This is a genomic window from Paenibacillus wenxiniae, from assembly GCF_039822605.1.
Taxonomy (GTDB): Bacteria; Bacillota; Bacilli; order Paenibacillales; family Paenibacillaceae; genus Saccharibacillus; species Saccharibacillus wenxiniae.
The window spans coordinates 162,185-178,265 of record NZ_JBCGUH010000007.1; the positions used below are offsets into that span (position 1 = coordinate 162,185).

8 protein-coding genes and 1 other annotated feature are annotated in these 16,081 nt (G+C 45.7%); of the genes, 1 reads left to right on the plus strand and 7 read right to left on the minus strand.

What is annotated here, in order from left to right:
• Nucleotides 1-446: 446 nt before the first annotated feature.
• From AAHF22_RS14425 to AAHF22_RS14455, 7 genes are all read right to left on the minus strand, one after another.
• The gene (locus AAHF22_RS14425; protein WP_347325722.1) at nucleotides 447-3,818 is read right to left on the minus strand and encodes a ComEC/Rec2 family competence protein; all 3,372 of its coding nucleotides are present in this window, start codon (nucleotides 3,816-3,818) and stop codon (nucleotides 447-449) included.
• 928 nt (nucleotides 3,819-4,746) lie between these two features.
• Nucleotides 4,747-5,253: a deoxycytidylate deaminase gene (locus AAHF22_RS14430; protein WP_347325723.1), complete on the minus strand. Its 507-nt coding sequence runs from the start codon at nucleotides 5,251-5,253 to the stop codon at nucleotides 4,747-4,749.
• A 20-nt stretch (nucleotides 5,254-5,273) separates the two neighbouring features.
• Complete coding sequence (locus AAHF22_RS14435; RefSeq protein WP_347325724.1) at nucleotides 5,274-5,999, minus strand: ComEA family DNA-binding protein; 726 nt, start codon at nucleotides 5,997-5,999, stop codon at nucleotides 5,274-5,276.
• Nucleotides 6,000-6,598: 599 nt separating this feature from the next.
• Complete coding sequence (leuS, locus tag AAHF22_RS14440; protein WP_347325725.1) at nucleotides 6,599-9,043, minus strand: leucine--tRNA ligase; 2,445 nt, start codon at nucleotides 9,041-9,043, stop codon at nucleotides 6,599-6,601.
• Nucleotides 9,044-9,154: 111 nt separating this feature from the next.
• Nucleotides 9,155-9,419, minus strand: a binding site (T-box leader).
• A gap of 79 nt (nucleotides 9,420-9,498) precedes the next feature.
• Nucleotides 9,499-10,752, minus strand: coding sequence for an MFS transporter (locus AAHF22_RS14445; RefSeq protein WP_347325860.1), 1,254 nt, complete (start codon nucleotides 10,750-10,752; stop codon nucleotides 9,499-9,501).
• 33 nt (nucleotides 10,753-10,785) lie between these two features.
• The gene (locus tag AAHF22_RS14450; RefSeq protein WP_347325726.1) at nucleotides 10,786-12,288 is read right to left on the minus strand and encodes an FGGY-family carbohydrate kinase; all 1,503 of its coding nucleotides are present in this window, start codon (nucleotides 12,286-12,288) and stop codon (nucleotides 10,786-10,788) included.
• Nucleotides 12,260-13,288 (minus strand): 2-hydroxyacid dehydrogenase, encoded by a 1,029-nt coding sequence (locus AAHF22_RS14455; RefSeq protein WP_347325727.1) that lies wholly within the window; start codon nucleotides 13,286-13,288, stop codon nucleotides 12,260-12,262. The genes AAHF22_RS14450 and AAHF22_RS14455 overlap by 29 nt, the downstream gene beginning before the upstream one ends.
• A gap of 431 nt (nucleotides 13,289-13,719) precedes the next feature.
• On the opposite strand from AAHF22_RS14455, the gene AAHF22_RS14460 reads away from it, so the two are divergent.
• Entirely contained in the window at nucleotides 13,720-15,810 is a 2,091-nt protein-coding gene (locus AAHF22_RS14460) for a molybdopterin-dependent oxidoreductase (RefSeq protein ID WP_347325728.1), read from the plus strand.
• Nucleotides 15,811-16,081: the final 271 nt, after the last annotated feature.

Below are 16,081 nucleotides of genomic sequence, written 5' to 3' on the forward strand. Positions count from 1 at the left end.
TGTAGAAATCATACGAATCCGGGATGCATTTGGACTACTATACGGGCGACATCGAGCCGGGTCATATGCGAAAACAAATCATAGCTGTATTTAGGATACCAAAAACCGCTGTATCCGTCATCTTCTGGCTCGCTTGCTTATGTGAGACAATCTGCATTATGCAGGTGGTTTGTACATCATCTTGCCTTTTACCAATGAACAGGATCATGTATATCGCGCTAAAAAGTTTCACAAACAATATATATCTATGGACACATGTGACTCTATACTTTGCTTAAAAACTCCGCTATTTATCACAAGATCGCAATTTGTCACACGATCGCAGTTGAAAAGCTATATGTACAGATGGCATAGCATGAAGGAATTAGCCGTTTCCTCATTCAATATCTGGTTCTTGTATACAAATACAGATATATAAATACAGACGGTTGAACGCGACCAATTTATTAGTTTACAAACTTAGCCTCTTCAAGCATTGATCGCATTTGTATATGACCGGAAGAATCGATACGAATTTGAATCTCGCCCTGCTGATCTGTACGTGCGATAGCGGAATGTACGGCAGCAAGGCGATCCAACACTTCCTGTTTCGGATGACCATAGCGATTATTCACACCTGCTGAGATGACAGACAAACGCGGTTGCCAATAATGGAGCCATGCGGCTGACGTAGACGTTTTGCTGCCGTGATGTCCTACTTTTAACACATCGATAGGTATAGGAAATGGGGCTACATGTAACGTTGCATCCGCAGAAGGCACGAGTGCAGATCTGTTTGTTGTGTATTGATTTACATTATTTTGATCTATCGCAGTGAAGGTACTATTGGCAGCATTATTTTTAATAACACTGCTAATGTTACTGTTAGCAATGTTATTAAAAGTATGAGTAGTGTTATTAGCAGTAATACTTTTAGTGGTGTTAGCAGTATGCTTTGGAACACTTTGTTTAGTATTTGCCAATTTATTCTCATGCTTAACCGGATCGATTGCATTAGCATATCCAACATAGCTGTTTGTTGCTTTTGTATCTGCTTTGGCAGAGGGACGCCACTGCAATTGCTGCGCCTGTAATTCATTTAATATCGATTGTTCTTCGGTTGTATCTGCATCTCCAGTGAACAATATATGCCTTCCGTGCAACGTTAACATGAAGACTAGTGAATACAAATTCTGATTTTCGCGTACCGGTAACGACGTTGGTAGTGTTGATGGCATCGTTTGTTGTTCTGTAGCAGTCCATGCACTCTCTATAAGCGGCGCAGCTGTTACTGCTGCGACCGACGATGAAGACGAAGCCGCAGGTGCCAAAAAATCGAGCCGGGTAGCCTCATCCGGCTGCATCGTCATACCGGCAGTTGGAGCATACATCGGCACCTTTTTATCCAGCAGAAGTTGAATCATCTCAGCACGCTGATGATGGTCTGGCATCGTTCCATTGAATAGAAATTGGCGCACAGGTATCGCTTCGATGACCGCTTGCAGTCCACCTACATGATCCTGATCCCAGTGGGTAGCAATAACAGCATCAAGCTCATGCACGCCGCGTTGTTTTAGCAAAGGTACAAGTAGTTTATTGCCTACTTCATACGGTTGCTTGCGCTGACGCCATTGCTGACCTGATGGCTGAAAATGTACCGTCCCCCCACCATCTACCAAAATATGCTTGCCTGTCGGTGTCGTAATCAAAATGCTATCTCCCTGACCGATATCCAGAAATTGCACGATGCCATCGCTACCATGATGTGGCGAATGGTACCAGTATCCAAGTAATATGATTAAACTTAATAGCAGAGCAGGTATCGACCTCAACCGACGTCGTGTCCAACCGACACGCCAGTGTAAACCGCGCCGAGCATATAATTTCCAAAACGGGATTACATAGAATAAGGAGTCCGCTCTGACAAAAACCGCATCCGCTTCGCATGAATATGCAGTATGGGCATGCGAATGTGTAGTATGTGAATGTGAATATGAATGTGCGGTATACGCATGTGAATGGGCAGAATGTGCATGTGTATTATTTTCATATAAATGAGCAGAATGTGCAGAATGCGAATGTGCGGTATGTGCATGTGGGTGTACAGAATGAATAGGCAGACGCCGATTCCCTGATCTATACAATGGATCATCCCCATGCTGCTCCACCCATTGTTGTATATCGCGCATCCACCGTAAAGCTACATACAATAGTCCATAATAAGCCAAAATAAGCCATAGTTCCGGCGACGCCCAGATCGTTAGCATCCCTGGTATCGCATCCAATACATCGACCAACCAGAAACACCATTGGTTCAACCAGGAGACACAGCTGCCCAGTCCTATACCGACAGGCAGCCATACATAACTAATGGCAAGTGCAAGTGTGCCCAATGGCAATACGAGCAAGCCTGACACGGGAACAAGTAGGAAATTCGCTACAAACGACAGCAAAGAAAACTGGTTAAAATAATAAATCGTCAATGGAAATGAAATCAACTGTGCTACCAGTGTCACCGCTACAGCCGAACGCATACGAACCGGAACTTTCGCAAGCAGTGCATGGACCAGCGGAACGTAAATGATAAGTCCAGCCGTCACAGCAAAAGACAGCTGAAAGCTCACATCCAGCAAATAATAAGGCTCATATAAAAGCATCATCCAACCAACAACACACAAAATATGTAGTCCATCTTTGAGCATACCCCGACTTGCCAGATACAGGCCGATCATGCCCATCAAACCTGCCCGAATTGCAGATGGTGAAGCTCCAGTTAACAGGACATAAAACGGCAATAATATCATCACGATCAGACATGCGCTTTCTTTAGTCAGCCCTATTTTACGTAACAGCCATAATAATAAACCGACATAGATCGCAATATGCAACCCCGAAATCGCCAAAATGTGGGTCAAGCCTAACCGTGAAAAAGCCGCAAATGATGCTGGATCAATATCATCGGCGTCACCAATCAACAATCCTTTCATATATCCTTGATCAGCTGCCCAGAAAATGCGTTCAATTTGCGTGCCCAATTGCTTTCGCACATGATCATTCCAGCGCAGCATCTTTCCCTTGTACTCCGCCCCTATCGATAAAGGTAGCTCTACTGTATGCAGCGAATCAGCTCCATTTGTTTCCATCATCCAGTGAATATGCTGCTTACGCAAATATTGCCGATAATCAAACGCCCCAAAATTACGCGCTACGCCCGGCTCTTTCCAGCTTCCTTTCACAGCTATCTGATCGCCACGCCGCCAGCCTGCGGCAAGCTGGAGTTCTTGTTCATGAGCAAGTTTGAGTTGAACGATAATCATTTCATGTTTTGGTAAATGGATCGCGTGCTCATTATGATCCTGATGCACATTATGATACGGATGATCAGGTGAGTCCTGCGAAACCGATGTTGTTGCTGGCTCAACAGACTGCAATTGATACACTTCCAGCGGAAAACGAACCCAATCTCCATCGATATCCGTATCGCCCGCAATAACACCCGTCACCTTAGCTTGCTGCCCGATTAGATCAGCACGGGATTGACCGAGAATGTCTGGCAGCTGACTTGTATTACACACATCGTTCCAATGCCAGTAAGCTGCCGCTACAATAAATACGATCATCCAGAGTAAGACAGACCGTATGATAACAACCGGCACTTGTAGATGAGATCTAGGCGACGAAGTGCGCGCCAAAAAATGTAAACACATCCCACCTAACAGCATTAAAATAACAACCCCAGACCACGCATACCAGAAAGAGTTACCGGACAATAATGCTGCACATGCATTACCTGCGATCCATGCTACACATAAAACGACCAATGGACGTGTTTGCGTCATCGTTCTGTGCTCGATTTCGTTATCATTTCATTCGCTATGTTATGGTAGATTTGTCTGATGGAGTTATCCTTTTCTATCGTATAACTTATATTCATTAGGTCATAGCCTCCTATACATTACTATTGCATTTGTATTCATCGGTTGGACCATATATATCCGCCTGTACCAGCTTGATTTAGCTATACATGTTTGCTCGTAATCAACGTATTATGCGAAAATAATGACAACACAAAAAACCGCTATTTCTCAGCGATTAGTGCTTCAAAGCACACTAACAGCAGATGAAAATAACGGTTCTTCCATTATTGATCTTCATTGATCTTCATTGATCTTTATTGATCTTTATTGATCTTTATTGATCTTTATTGATCTATCTTTATTATAATGATGATTTAACAGTTTGAGCAGCTTCATGCATCATAGGACAATCACATAGTGCAGCCATGAACTTTTCAAACTTCAAAGTGATCTCGATCGTGTTGAGTCGATCTTGCTAAGATTTCACGAATGTATACTTCCCCGAATCTATAATTCAATGTATCTTTTCAGTACGAACTTCTACCTATCATGCAGCGCAGCCATTTCCCAATGTTTTACTTATAATCAAGCTATGTTCAGCCATAGTCCAGTGTTCTACCTACAATCAAGCTATGTTCAGCCATAGTCCAGCGTTCTACCTACAATCAAGCCATGTTCAGCCATAGTCCAGCGTTCTACCTACAATCAAGCCATGTTCAGCCATAGTCCAGCGTTCTACCTACAATCAAGCCATGTTCAGCCATAGTCCAGCGTTCTACCTACAATCAAGCCATGTTCAGCCATAGTCCAGCGTTCTACCTACAATCAAGCCATGTTCAGCCATAGTCCAGCGTTCTACCTACAATCAAGCCATGTTCAGCCACTGCCCAGCGTTCTACCTATGCCGACTCTATGGAATCTCGTAAGCTACGGTCTCACGTGGTGGTTCATACGCTTGAATTTGGCGGAAAATAATACCTTTTTGTCCCATCATCTCATGCACTTTGTCGCTATCTTTTGGATAGCTGCGGTGGTATACAATCTCAATCACGCCGCTATTTGCCAGCATATTCGCGCATGTCCAGCATGGCTCATCCGTGACATAGACGGTCGAACCTTCACGATCGGCGCGATCGGTGAACAGCAGTAGATTTTGTTCCGCATGAATCGTGCGGATACAGCGCTGTTTTTTGACCATCGTTTCCACGCCATCCACACGTACAATCTCGACTGCTTCGGAAATCATACAGCCTGCTTCCGAGCAGTCCGGCACGCCCATCGGCGCACCATTATAAGCGGTACCGAGCAGCTTTTTCCCCTGTACCAGTACAGCTCCTACATGCCTTCTTGGGCAACGTGAACGAGTAGATACCATATGGGCGATATCCATAAAATAAGTGTCCCAATCTTTGCGCATTTCCACTTCCCCCTCTATCATTACAGCTTTACATACGGCAGCATTTTGGCAAGCATCTTGCTACCAATCCCTTTTACACGATCCAGTTCATTCACATGACGAAAGGGGCCATGTGTACGACGATAATCGATAATCGCCTGTGCTTTTTTCTCTCCAATGCCCGGCAGCTCGGTAAGTTCAGCCAGTCCAGCATCATTGATGCTAATTTTACTAGCTTGCACTGATAAAGCTGGGGAAAGAGTCGATTCGCTGGCGACGATCGTAGTTGTCGCGTTGTCGGTCTGATTCGTGTCTGACTTATGTTTATTATGATCTATCATAGCATCCTTTGTTGCTTTTCCGTTAGCCGGTGCTCCGTCAACTGATGCAGCATCCGTAGCCATGCGTTGGTCAGCCTTTGGTATGACCTCTGTTGTCGATGCTCCAATTGCTGAATCCGCTACTGAGCGATGATCAGCGTGCGTAATTGACTCGCTTTGCGGTACAACGTTTCCCTTGCTGACTGCCCCTGTATAGGCGTCTTGACTTGTTGCTGGTGGATCGGTCACAACGTTAGGCGTACCCTTTTGCTTGCTATATGGATTGTTCTTCGTTGTCGCTTCATTTTCCTGCATAGACACTGCGACACGATCATTCCATGATTGCCATGCTGCCTCCTTGTCCGGTGAATGTATCAGTCCGGCGATCATTAATCCGACTCCTAGCATGCCCAGCACTGCCATCCCTGCTATCATTCCTCGCTTCATCATCTTACCTCCTATGTATTGGAAAAAGCTTACCCTTTCTACGCCAAAATTATTTTCAGACAATACAATAAGCGTAGTGTAATGAACATAATGACTCATTGTCTTGCTACCACTGCATTTACTTGCTATTACTTTATTTAATTGCTACCAATTTATTTAATTTCCATTATTGAATTTGCTTGCGATCACTGAACATGTAGACGCTTCAGTTTCTATAGCAGCAACATATTTTGCCTTCGCAAAAATCCCTTTTCATTGTACCTCGTGTTAGAAGAGCACTAACACGAGCAGATGTGGACAATTTCGTTATCCAACTATTTGACGGTACAGCTTGAGAATGTATAGATGTATTCAACATATGCACCTACATTAACAATATGCAATTAAATAGAGCGCATATATACAAAACAACGCTCCGACCATCATTAGATAGTCGGAGCGTCAAGTGCTGCTTTCACTTTGTCATGCTTTATGAATATACAATTGTAAAATAAAGCGATACATCAAATCGATACTGGTCAGTACATCTTTATAAATGAAAATTTAGTTGAACTATACACAGTAAACTATAGTTCAATTTTTAAACGATAGCTTAACCATTAGTTCGCAACGATGTTTACCAGCTTGCCCGGTACGGCAACGACCTTACGAACGGTTTTGCCTTCGATTGCTTTTTGCACCGTTTCCAGTGACAGTGCGAACTCTTCCAATGCTTTCGCGTCCATATCCTTCGCCACGTTAGCACGCTGTACGATTTTTCCTGTAATCTGAATCACGATTTCCACTTCGGATTCTGTTGTCCATGCTTCGTCATGTGTAGGCCATGCTTGATACGTAATACCGCCTTCATGACCAAGACGTGCCCACAGCTCTTCGGCAATATGCGGAGCCAGCGGGGACAGCAGCTGCACAAAGTTTTCCATCGCTTGACGTGGCAATTCTTCTACTTTGTAAGCTTCATTCGTGAAGATCATCAGCTGACTGATCGCTGTGTTAAAGCGCAGTGCTTCCATATCTTCGCTCACTTTTTTAATCGTTTTGTGCCATGTACGTTTGAACGCATCATCGCCACCGTTAGCAACGATTTTTGGATTCAGGCTACCATCTTCGCTGATGAACAGACGCCATACACGTCCGAGGAAGCGATACATACCTTCCACACCATTTTCGTTCCACGGCTTGGTCGCTTCCAGTGGACCCATAAACATTTCATACAGACGCAATGTATCTGCGCCGTATTCGTTTACGATATCATCTGGATTAATAACGTTACCGCGCGATTTACTCATTTTCTCATTGTTTGTACCGAGGATCATCCCCTGGTTGACCAGCTTGTGGAATGGCTCCTTCGTATGCACAACACCAATATCATATAGCACTTTATGCCAGAAACGAGCATACAGCAAGTGAAGTACAGCGTGCTCTGCACCACCGATATACAGATCGACGGGCAGCCAGTAGTCCAGCTTCTCTTTGGAACACAGCTCCTGATCATTTTTCGGATCGATATAACGCAGGTAATACCAGCAGCTACCTGCCCATTGTGGCATCGTATTCGTCTCGCGGCGTGCTTTCATCCCTGTTTCTGGATCGATCGTGTTCACCCAGTCGGTTGCGTTTGCCAGTGGCGATTCCCCTGTACCGGAAGGCTTGATTTCGTCCAGATCAGGCAATAACAGCGGCAAGCTTTCTTCTGGAACGGGCTTGATCGTACCATCTTCCAGATGCAAGATTGGAATCGGCTCACCCCAGTAACGTTGACGGCTGAACAGCCAGTCACGCAGACGGTACGTCGTTTTGCCTTCACCTTTACCGTGTTGCTCCAGCCATTCGATCATAGCCGGAATCGCTTGCTCGGTCGTCATGCCATCCAGCATACCGGAATTCACATGTGGACCTTCGCCAGTATAAGCTTCCTTCGTCACATCGCCGCCTTCAACGACTTCGATGATCGGCAGCTCGAACTTCTGTGCAAACTCCCAGTCGCGTGTATCATGACCAGGAACCGCCATAATTGCGCCTGTACCATAAGCAGCCAGTACATAGTCAGCGATCCAAATTGGCAGTTTCTCACCGTTCACCGGATTGATCGCATATGCGCCAGTGAATACGCCTGTTTTATCTTTGTTCAGATCGGTACGTTCCAGATCGCTCTTATGCGATGCTTTCTCCTGATACGCTTTGATCGCGTCCTGTTGATCTGCGGTGACGATTTTCTCGACCAGCGCGTGTTCTGGCGCAAGTACACAGTATGTCGCACCAAACAATGTATCGGGGCGAGTCGTGAACACACGAATCTGTTCGTCACTGCCTTCAATATCAAACGTCACTTCCGCACCGGTCGATTTGCCGATCCAGTTGCGCTGCATGTCTTTGATGCTTTCCGCCCAATCCAACTCTTCCAGATCATCCAGCAGGCGATCGGCATACTCGGTAATTTTCAGCATCCATTGACGCATCGGGCGACGAATAACCGGGTGTCCACCACGCTCACTTTTGCCATCGATGACTTCTTCATTTGCCAGTACGGTACCGAGTGCAGGACACCAGTTCACCGGAATTTCAGCGATATAAGCCAAACCTTTTTTGTACAATTGCAGGAAAATCCATTGTGTCCATTTATAATAATCCGGGTCTGTCGTACTAATTTCACGATCCCAATCATAGGAGAAACCGAGTGATTTGATCTGACGGCGGAAGTTGTTGACGTTTTGCTGGGTAAAGTCCCGTGGATGACCACCCTTATCAATCGCATACTGCTCTGCTGGCAAACCGAATGCATCCCAGCCCATCGGATGCAGCACATTAAAGCCTTTCATCCGTTTGTAACGGGAAACGATATCCGTTGCTGTGTATCCTTCAGGGTGACCTACGTGCAGACCGGCCCCTGACGGATAAGGGAACATATCGAGTGCATAAAATTTCGGCTTACTCGTCTCGTCCTCGGTTTTGAATGTTTTGTTCTGATCCCAGTAGCCTTGCCACTTCGGTTCAATCTCCTGCGGGCGGTAACCCTGTGGAGCTGCATGATTATCTGTCGTCATACATGTTCCTCCTTCAAATAATGTAAGTATGGTCGTTGCGGCGACCCTGTATACCGTATGTGCACGGCGCGTAAACCATAAAAAAGCCCCTCATCCCCAGCGTATAAAATCGCTAGGGACGAGAGGCTGTTCTCGCGGTACCACCCTAGTTAGCGAACAGTATGCTTCACTATTCACTCACTTAGTTGCCTGATAACGGCAGGAAGCCGATGCGGTTTGGATTGACTGCACTGTTGTATCAGCATACAGCATGTCTGTAGTCTTTCTTGCCACATATCTCCAAGGCGAGTTCGTACCCGTATCATATCGGCTTGCACCAACCGCCGACTCTCTACCAATGCTTACCGGTACTACTATTCCTTTTCACTGAGTATTACGTATGTCCAGACATGGCTTGCCCGGTTGTAACAATGTTTTTATTGTAAAAAAGTTAACGGGTAAAGTCAACAGCTCAATCAGGCGATTTTGCCACGCAGTCGTCTTTTCGCTTTGACACGTGTTGCCTCTTCTTCCGGTGTCGTAATAAATCGAGTAATAACGGCACTAATAAAATATAGGATCGCAAACACCCAGACGACTCCCTGTGCACCGATTGTACCGATAAAAGCATACGCAATCGCAGGCGCAATAAAAGCGGATAAGCCTGCGCCCAGATTGACAATCGACATGGCAGGACCTTTGTTGCCGCCAGACACGGACGGTGCCAGCGCAGCAATCGGTACATACCCTGCCAGCAAGCCGCCCCAGATAAACCCGACGATCGTCGTTAGCCACAGATTACCATTTGTCCATTCGGGCACATAATATAGCAGTAGGGTGAAAATTCCGCAGCCTACACCGCCAAACCACATGACCGTCTGTCTCCAACCAAATTTATCACCGATTATACCAAACAATAGATTAAATACGATATTTCCGAGGAAAATCGTGCCCCATACATTGAGCCATGTTGTCGTTGTAATCCCGTACTGAGCCATATGTAACGGTAAAAAGACAGGGAATCCATACGAGCCAACACTGTTAATAATACGTACAATACCGCTCAGTCCAACTTTAGGATGAGATTTCACAATCGTTAACCCTTTGCCCAACTCGCGCAGTGTCTCACTCGTATTGCCTGCTTTTTTAGGAAGCTTATCACGGTTTAACAATAAGGCGAACACCGCACCAATCGCTGCCAGTACTACGGCACTCCATAATGTGCGCATATAACCGAGGTGGGTAATCGCATAACTGGAATAATATGCACCCAGTACGAACATCCCCCCGGAATAAGCGACCCAGAACCATCCGATCGCTGTACCGAGACGCTTTTGCGGACTTCGATACGTAATCCACGTCAGAAAAGAATACGCAAACAGTGGATAACCAAACCCTTTGACTGCATACGTGATTAACATGATCGGATAATTAAGATTCGAAATACCAAAAGCGATAAATGCCGAAGTGCCGATCACATAAAATAAAAAGCCAAGTAACATCGATTTCTTCGCGCCAAATGCTTCTAAAAATACACCGGAGAACCAGGAAGCGATAGCTAATGTTACACCATAGATCGTAAATAATAGCCCGGCATCCTGTACGCTCAATCCTTGCTGTACCAAATACGGGCTGAGCCAGCCTGCCTCCAATCCATCACCCATCATGAAAATCAATACACCGAGATAACCCCAAGCCAGTGTTTTAGGAATCCCAACTCGATCCAGTATGTTCATCATGTACACTCCTATGCGATTTATATTTTAATGACGAAGTTCAGAGATGGCGTCTTGTATAGATGCTGTAGCCGTGGCTATTTTCGTATGACTGCCAAACCATAACTGCGTCTGCCGCCACTGTTTATAATCTTGCTCTAAAGCTTCGGATGGTTGAGGGATAAATATATGAACCGGCTGCTCCTGCTCCACACGATCCCTATAACCTAACGCTTGATTGCAAAGCGTTACAGCTCCAGCGACCGATGCCTGTTCATAGCCTTCACGTACCCGTATTTCCTGTCCTAGTAAATTGGCTAACGTCTGCACTAACAACCGACTCTGCAATCCTCCACCGCATGCATAAATGATCGGAGATTGGAGTGGACTTACCTTCATTAACTGTTCAAAATGTACTTTAATTGAAAATGCAATTTCATCCAATGCTGCTTTGACAAAATGCGCCCGACTCAATTGGTCAGAAATCGGTGCATCGAATAGAAAGCCTCCCTGCACGCGTGCATTTTTTTCTGTAGACAGATAGGCGCCCAGCGCTGCTGTACATTCGCTAGTTGCCAGCTCGCTAATCTCCTGTTCCATCACGGCATAGCTCTCATTTGGATAAAAAATACGTTTGAGTCGTTGATAATTAAGTCCTGTAATACCTGGATTGGTCTCCACTAACCATTGCCCCTCCGACGTATGTGCATTGATCCAGGCAATCTGCGCCGGATCGCTAACATAATCGGCAATGATTTTGGCAATAGGTGTCGTCGTACCGGATACGATCACCAGATCGCCTGGCTGTGCCGCTGTACTGGCAATGGCAAGCTGAGTATCTCCCCCTCCGACAATAATCGGAATGGTAGCTTGAAGTCCCCATGCTGAAGCAAGTGCCGTGCTGAGTGTGCCAATTACCGTACCTGATGACACCAGTGGCGGCAATATCGAAGGATCGATGTCAAACTGCTTGCACATCTCCGCTGACCATTCACCTTCTGCTACGTCATATAACAATGTTTCGGAAGCTTGTGAAGGCTCGTAAATCAATTGACCGCTTAGCTGATAGATGACCCATTCACTAATGCTCGTAAACTGATGCAATGCTTCATAAGCGGCTCTATGTCGCTCACGCAGACCAACAAGTTTCATAGCGGAAAATAATGCCGATGGCGTTCGACCTGTCAGCTTATATATTCGCGCTGCATCACCTGCCGACTCTTCCCATTCTCGCCCCCGGTTATCAATATTAGGTAGACCAAGATAAGATGCTCCTTGCTTATCGATCAATACGATGCCTTGCCGCTGACTGGTCGAAGTGATTCCGATAACTTCTGCCTGCGGTACAGTTGCTAACGCCTGCTGAACGAGGTTCACAATCTGCGTCCATAATTGCTCCGGTTCAAAGCTACAGCTATCGGGATACAGCGAATCGCGCTGGTACGCAATATCAGCCCTTGCCAGTGCTAGCACTTTTCCTTCAATCGTTGTGACCGCTACTCTAGCATTGCCTGTACCGATATCAAAGACGAGATATGCCTGTTGTGTCATTGGTCTTCCCCTCCAATATGGCTTTGTTATACAGTGTGGATACCGAATGATCACCTTCAATAAACCACTGCTTTAACGCCCGATTCATAATCTGTACATGATGATCTTCCACTTCGTGACTGGCACCAGCTAGATGAGGAATAGCTAGTACATTGGACAAACGGATCAACTCATAATCCTGTGGTAATGGCGGCTCCTGATCAAATACATCAATAATAGCGCCGCGGATTTTTTTCTGTTCTAATAGCCGTACTAATGCATCATGCTGGACAACGGCTGAACGAGCGGTATTTACAAAAATACTTTCCGGCTTCATACGGGATAGCAATTGCTCATCAATCAGCCCTTTCGTTTCCGCAGTCACGGGCAAATGGATCGATACAATATCACTCTCAGCGAATAGCTGCTCTAATGATAGCTTACGATCACGAGCATCTGGACTGGTCACATAAGGATCATAGTATTGAATATCGCATGGAAAGCTTCGTAAAATGCCAGCCGTTCGCTGCGCTACCGCGCCAAATCCAACCATACCTACCTTCTTGCCAGCTAGCTCATTACCTTTGAATTTGAGATAAGCCGTCAAACTGCCGCTTGTCCACTCTCCAGCTTCGAGCCATTGACTGGAAGGAATTACATTGCGTAATAGCGTGATCAAACTGCCAACGACCATTTCCGCCACAGCCTGAGCATTACGAGCCGGTGTATAAAATACAGGAATACCTCGCTCTGTCGCTAGTTGTACATCCACATTCGAAGGGGTTCCACGACATACGCCGATACATTGTAGAGCAGGCACTTCATTTAGCACACGCGCTGTAACCTGATCTAATTCAACAATTAATCCATCCGCTTCGGTTTCCTGTAACAATTCGATTAATTCCTGTTCGTTATAAGCCTGTCCATGATCTTTCCAGCAGCGGTAAATGACATTCCCAAACTGGGCTTTAAGCTGCTCCCTTCCTTGCTCATTGTACGGTGCAGTAATCAAAATGTTCATCATAGAACTCTCCTTATGTATGTTCATCTGTATGGGTTTGTATATGCTTCGCCTCATCCGACTAATTCTAAACAGCAATACAGGAAAGACGTATTGTAGCTTTAAAGCAGAAAAGCATGATAGTATACGAAACATCAATCGATCAATGCAAAAGGAACACGTAACCGACAATTATTCAAAACGACAATGCTACCATCCATATAAACGTGGAGCAAAATGTGCTCCATCCTACGTGCGCATATTGTACAATAAGAATGAACACGCTATGATATGTAGCAATGAAAAATGGTGCTTCGCGTTTGACTAATTTTGTCGATTCAACGATAATTTTTCTTAATTCTAATTAAACCCAGTGACAAAGTCAACATTAAGCTTATCAAATTTTTGGATAAAATTTAAAAGGATTGGTAATGGAAAGGAGCCGTGTTTATATGTCGACATATACAGATCAACTCAACGGTACATTTAAAACCGTCTGCTCGCTCGATTGCCCGGATCAATGCGGATTACTCGTTCATAAAGAAGACGGTAAAATCGTTAAAATTGCTGGCGATCCCGATCATCCCGTTACACGTGGCAACATATGCAATAAGGTGCGCCACATGGCTGAACGCATTTATGATGAAAAGCGTCTCACCCAGCCACTCCAACGAATCGGTCCTAAAGGTAGTCGTCAATTTGCCCCGATCAGCTGGGATAAAGCGATTGAAATCATTACGAATCGCTGGAAAGCGCTCATTGCCGAACACGGGCCGGAAAGTATACTGCCGTACAGCTTTTATGGCAATATGGGCAATATTAGCGCGGAAGGTATGGATCGCCGCTTTTTCCATCGGATGGGTTCCAGTCAGCTAGAACGTACGATTTGCACAGCAGCAGGGGGTGCTGGCTTTAAGCATACGGTAGGTGGAAGTATTGGCGCTGACCCGGAGGATACCGTACAGACGAAGCTGTTTATTTTCTGGGGCATCAATGCGGTCAGCACTAATATGCACCAGATTACACTGGCTCAGCAAGCGCGCAAACAGGGTGCCAAAATCGTCGTTATCGATGCACACAAAAATCAAACCGGACGGCTTGCAGACTGGTTTATTCCGGTACTACCAGGTACGGATACAGCGCTGGCACTAGGACTGATGCATATTTTGTTCGCTGAACAGCGGGTAGACGAGAATTTTTTACAACAGCATACGGTTGGTCATGAAGAGTTGCGCCAGCATGTGAAGGCATATGATCCGACTACCGTATCCGCGATTACAGGTGTACCAGTTGATGATCTGTACAAGCTGGCTCGGATGTATCATGAAACGACACCTGCATTGATTCGCATCGGCAATGGTTTACAGCATCATGATAACGGTGGGATGAATACGCGTGCGATCACCTGTCTGTCGGTATTAACCGGACAATGGCTCATTGCTGGTGGTGGTGCCATTCGTTCGAATTCTGCTTATCTGTCCTTTAATACTGATGCTTTGCAGCGTCCCGATCTGCTTGCTAAGCGTAACACGCGTTCTTTTAACATGAATCAACTAGGACGTGTGCTGGCAATGAACGAACAGCCTGTTCATTCACTGTATGTGTACGGCAGCAATCCGGCAGTCGTCGCACCAAAAGCAGGTCAAGTACGTGAAGGGCTGGCTCGTGAAGATCTGTTTACTGTCGTTCACGATCTGTTTTTAACAGAAACGGCTGCGTATGCAGACATCGTATTACCAGCTACCTCTGCGTTTGAAAATCACGATTTCTACACTTCTTACTGGCATCTGTATATGCAGATTGCCGAGCCTGTTATTGAGGCTTATGGGGAGAGCAAATCCAATACCGAAGTATTCCGTTTGCTTGCAGCTGCTATGGGCTACGAAGAGCAAGCGTTACAGGATAGCGATGAACAGCTAATTCGACAGGCACTGGATCATCCGGCTAATCCCGGCTTACAAAATATTAGCTATGAAGCGCTGCTAGAACATAAATATATCAAGGCGCATCGCCCATATATTTATCCAGATCGTTTGGACACACCGAGCGGCAAGGTGGAGCTGTATTCTAGCACATTGGAACAGATGGGTTTGCCTCCGCTGCCTACCTACATTCCACTGAAAGAACAGGACGATGAAGGCTATTTGTACATTCCGGGTCCAGCTCATAACTATCTGAATTCTACCTTCTCGAACAACGCCAAACATGCGGGTATGGAAAAAGCCCCCCGTCTGTATATGAACATAACGGATGCCGAGCAGCAAGGAATTGTTGATGGGGACTGGGTGGTCATTTCCAATAGCAATGGCTCCTGTGAATTGTTAGCATCTGTGGGCGAAACCGTATTGCCAGGTGTCGTGGTGAGTCAGGGACTATGGGCAGATACCAATGATAACAAGCCTGCCCATCTCGTCAATGCCCTTACCCCGGATCGTCTGTCCGATATGGGCGGAGGTGCCACATTCTTCTCCAGCCGTGTGCAGGTGCAGAAGCGCAGCGATACAAACATCCCATTTGGAATCGAAGCATCCGCTGCATTGTAAATGTCAACAAGGTGAGTGGCTGCGAACCGGATATTATGTGTAAATGAGCAGCTCTATCGACTGGATATAAGCAGCACTTTTATGTGTAAAATGATTCCATCAGCTAGGGCATGGACGCAAACTGTGATTGTTGGAGCAGACACCATGCCTGCAAGGAATAAGGGAAACGACTCTGTCTCGTGCTGTTTGCACTGATACGAATTTGCGTACACGTTCTAATAAAAAAACAGGCATCTTTCTGTCGTTCTAAGAAAGATGCCTGTTTTTTTGT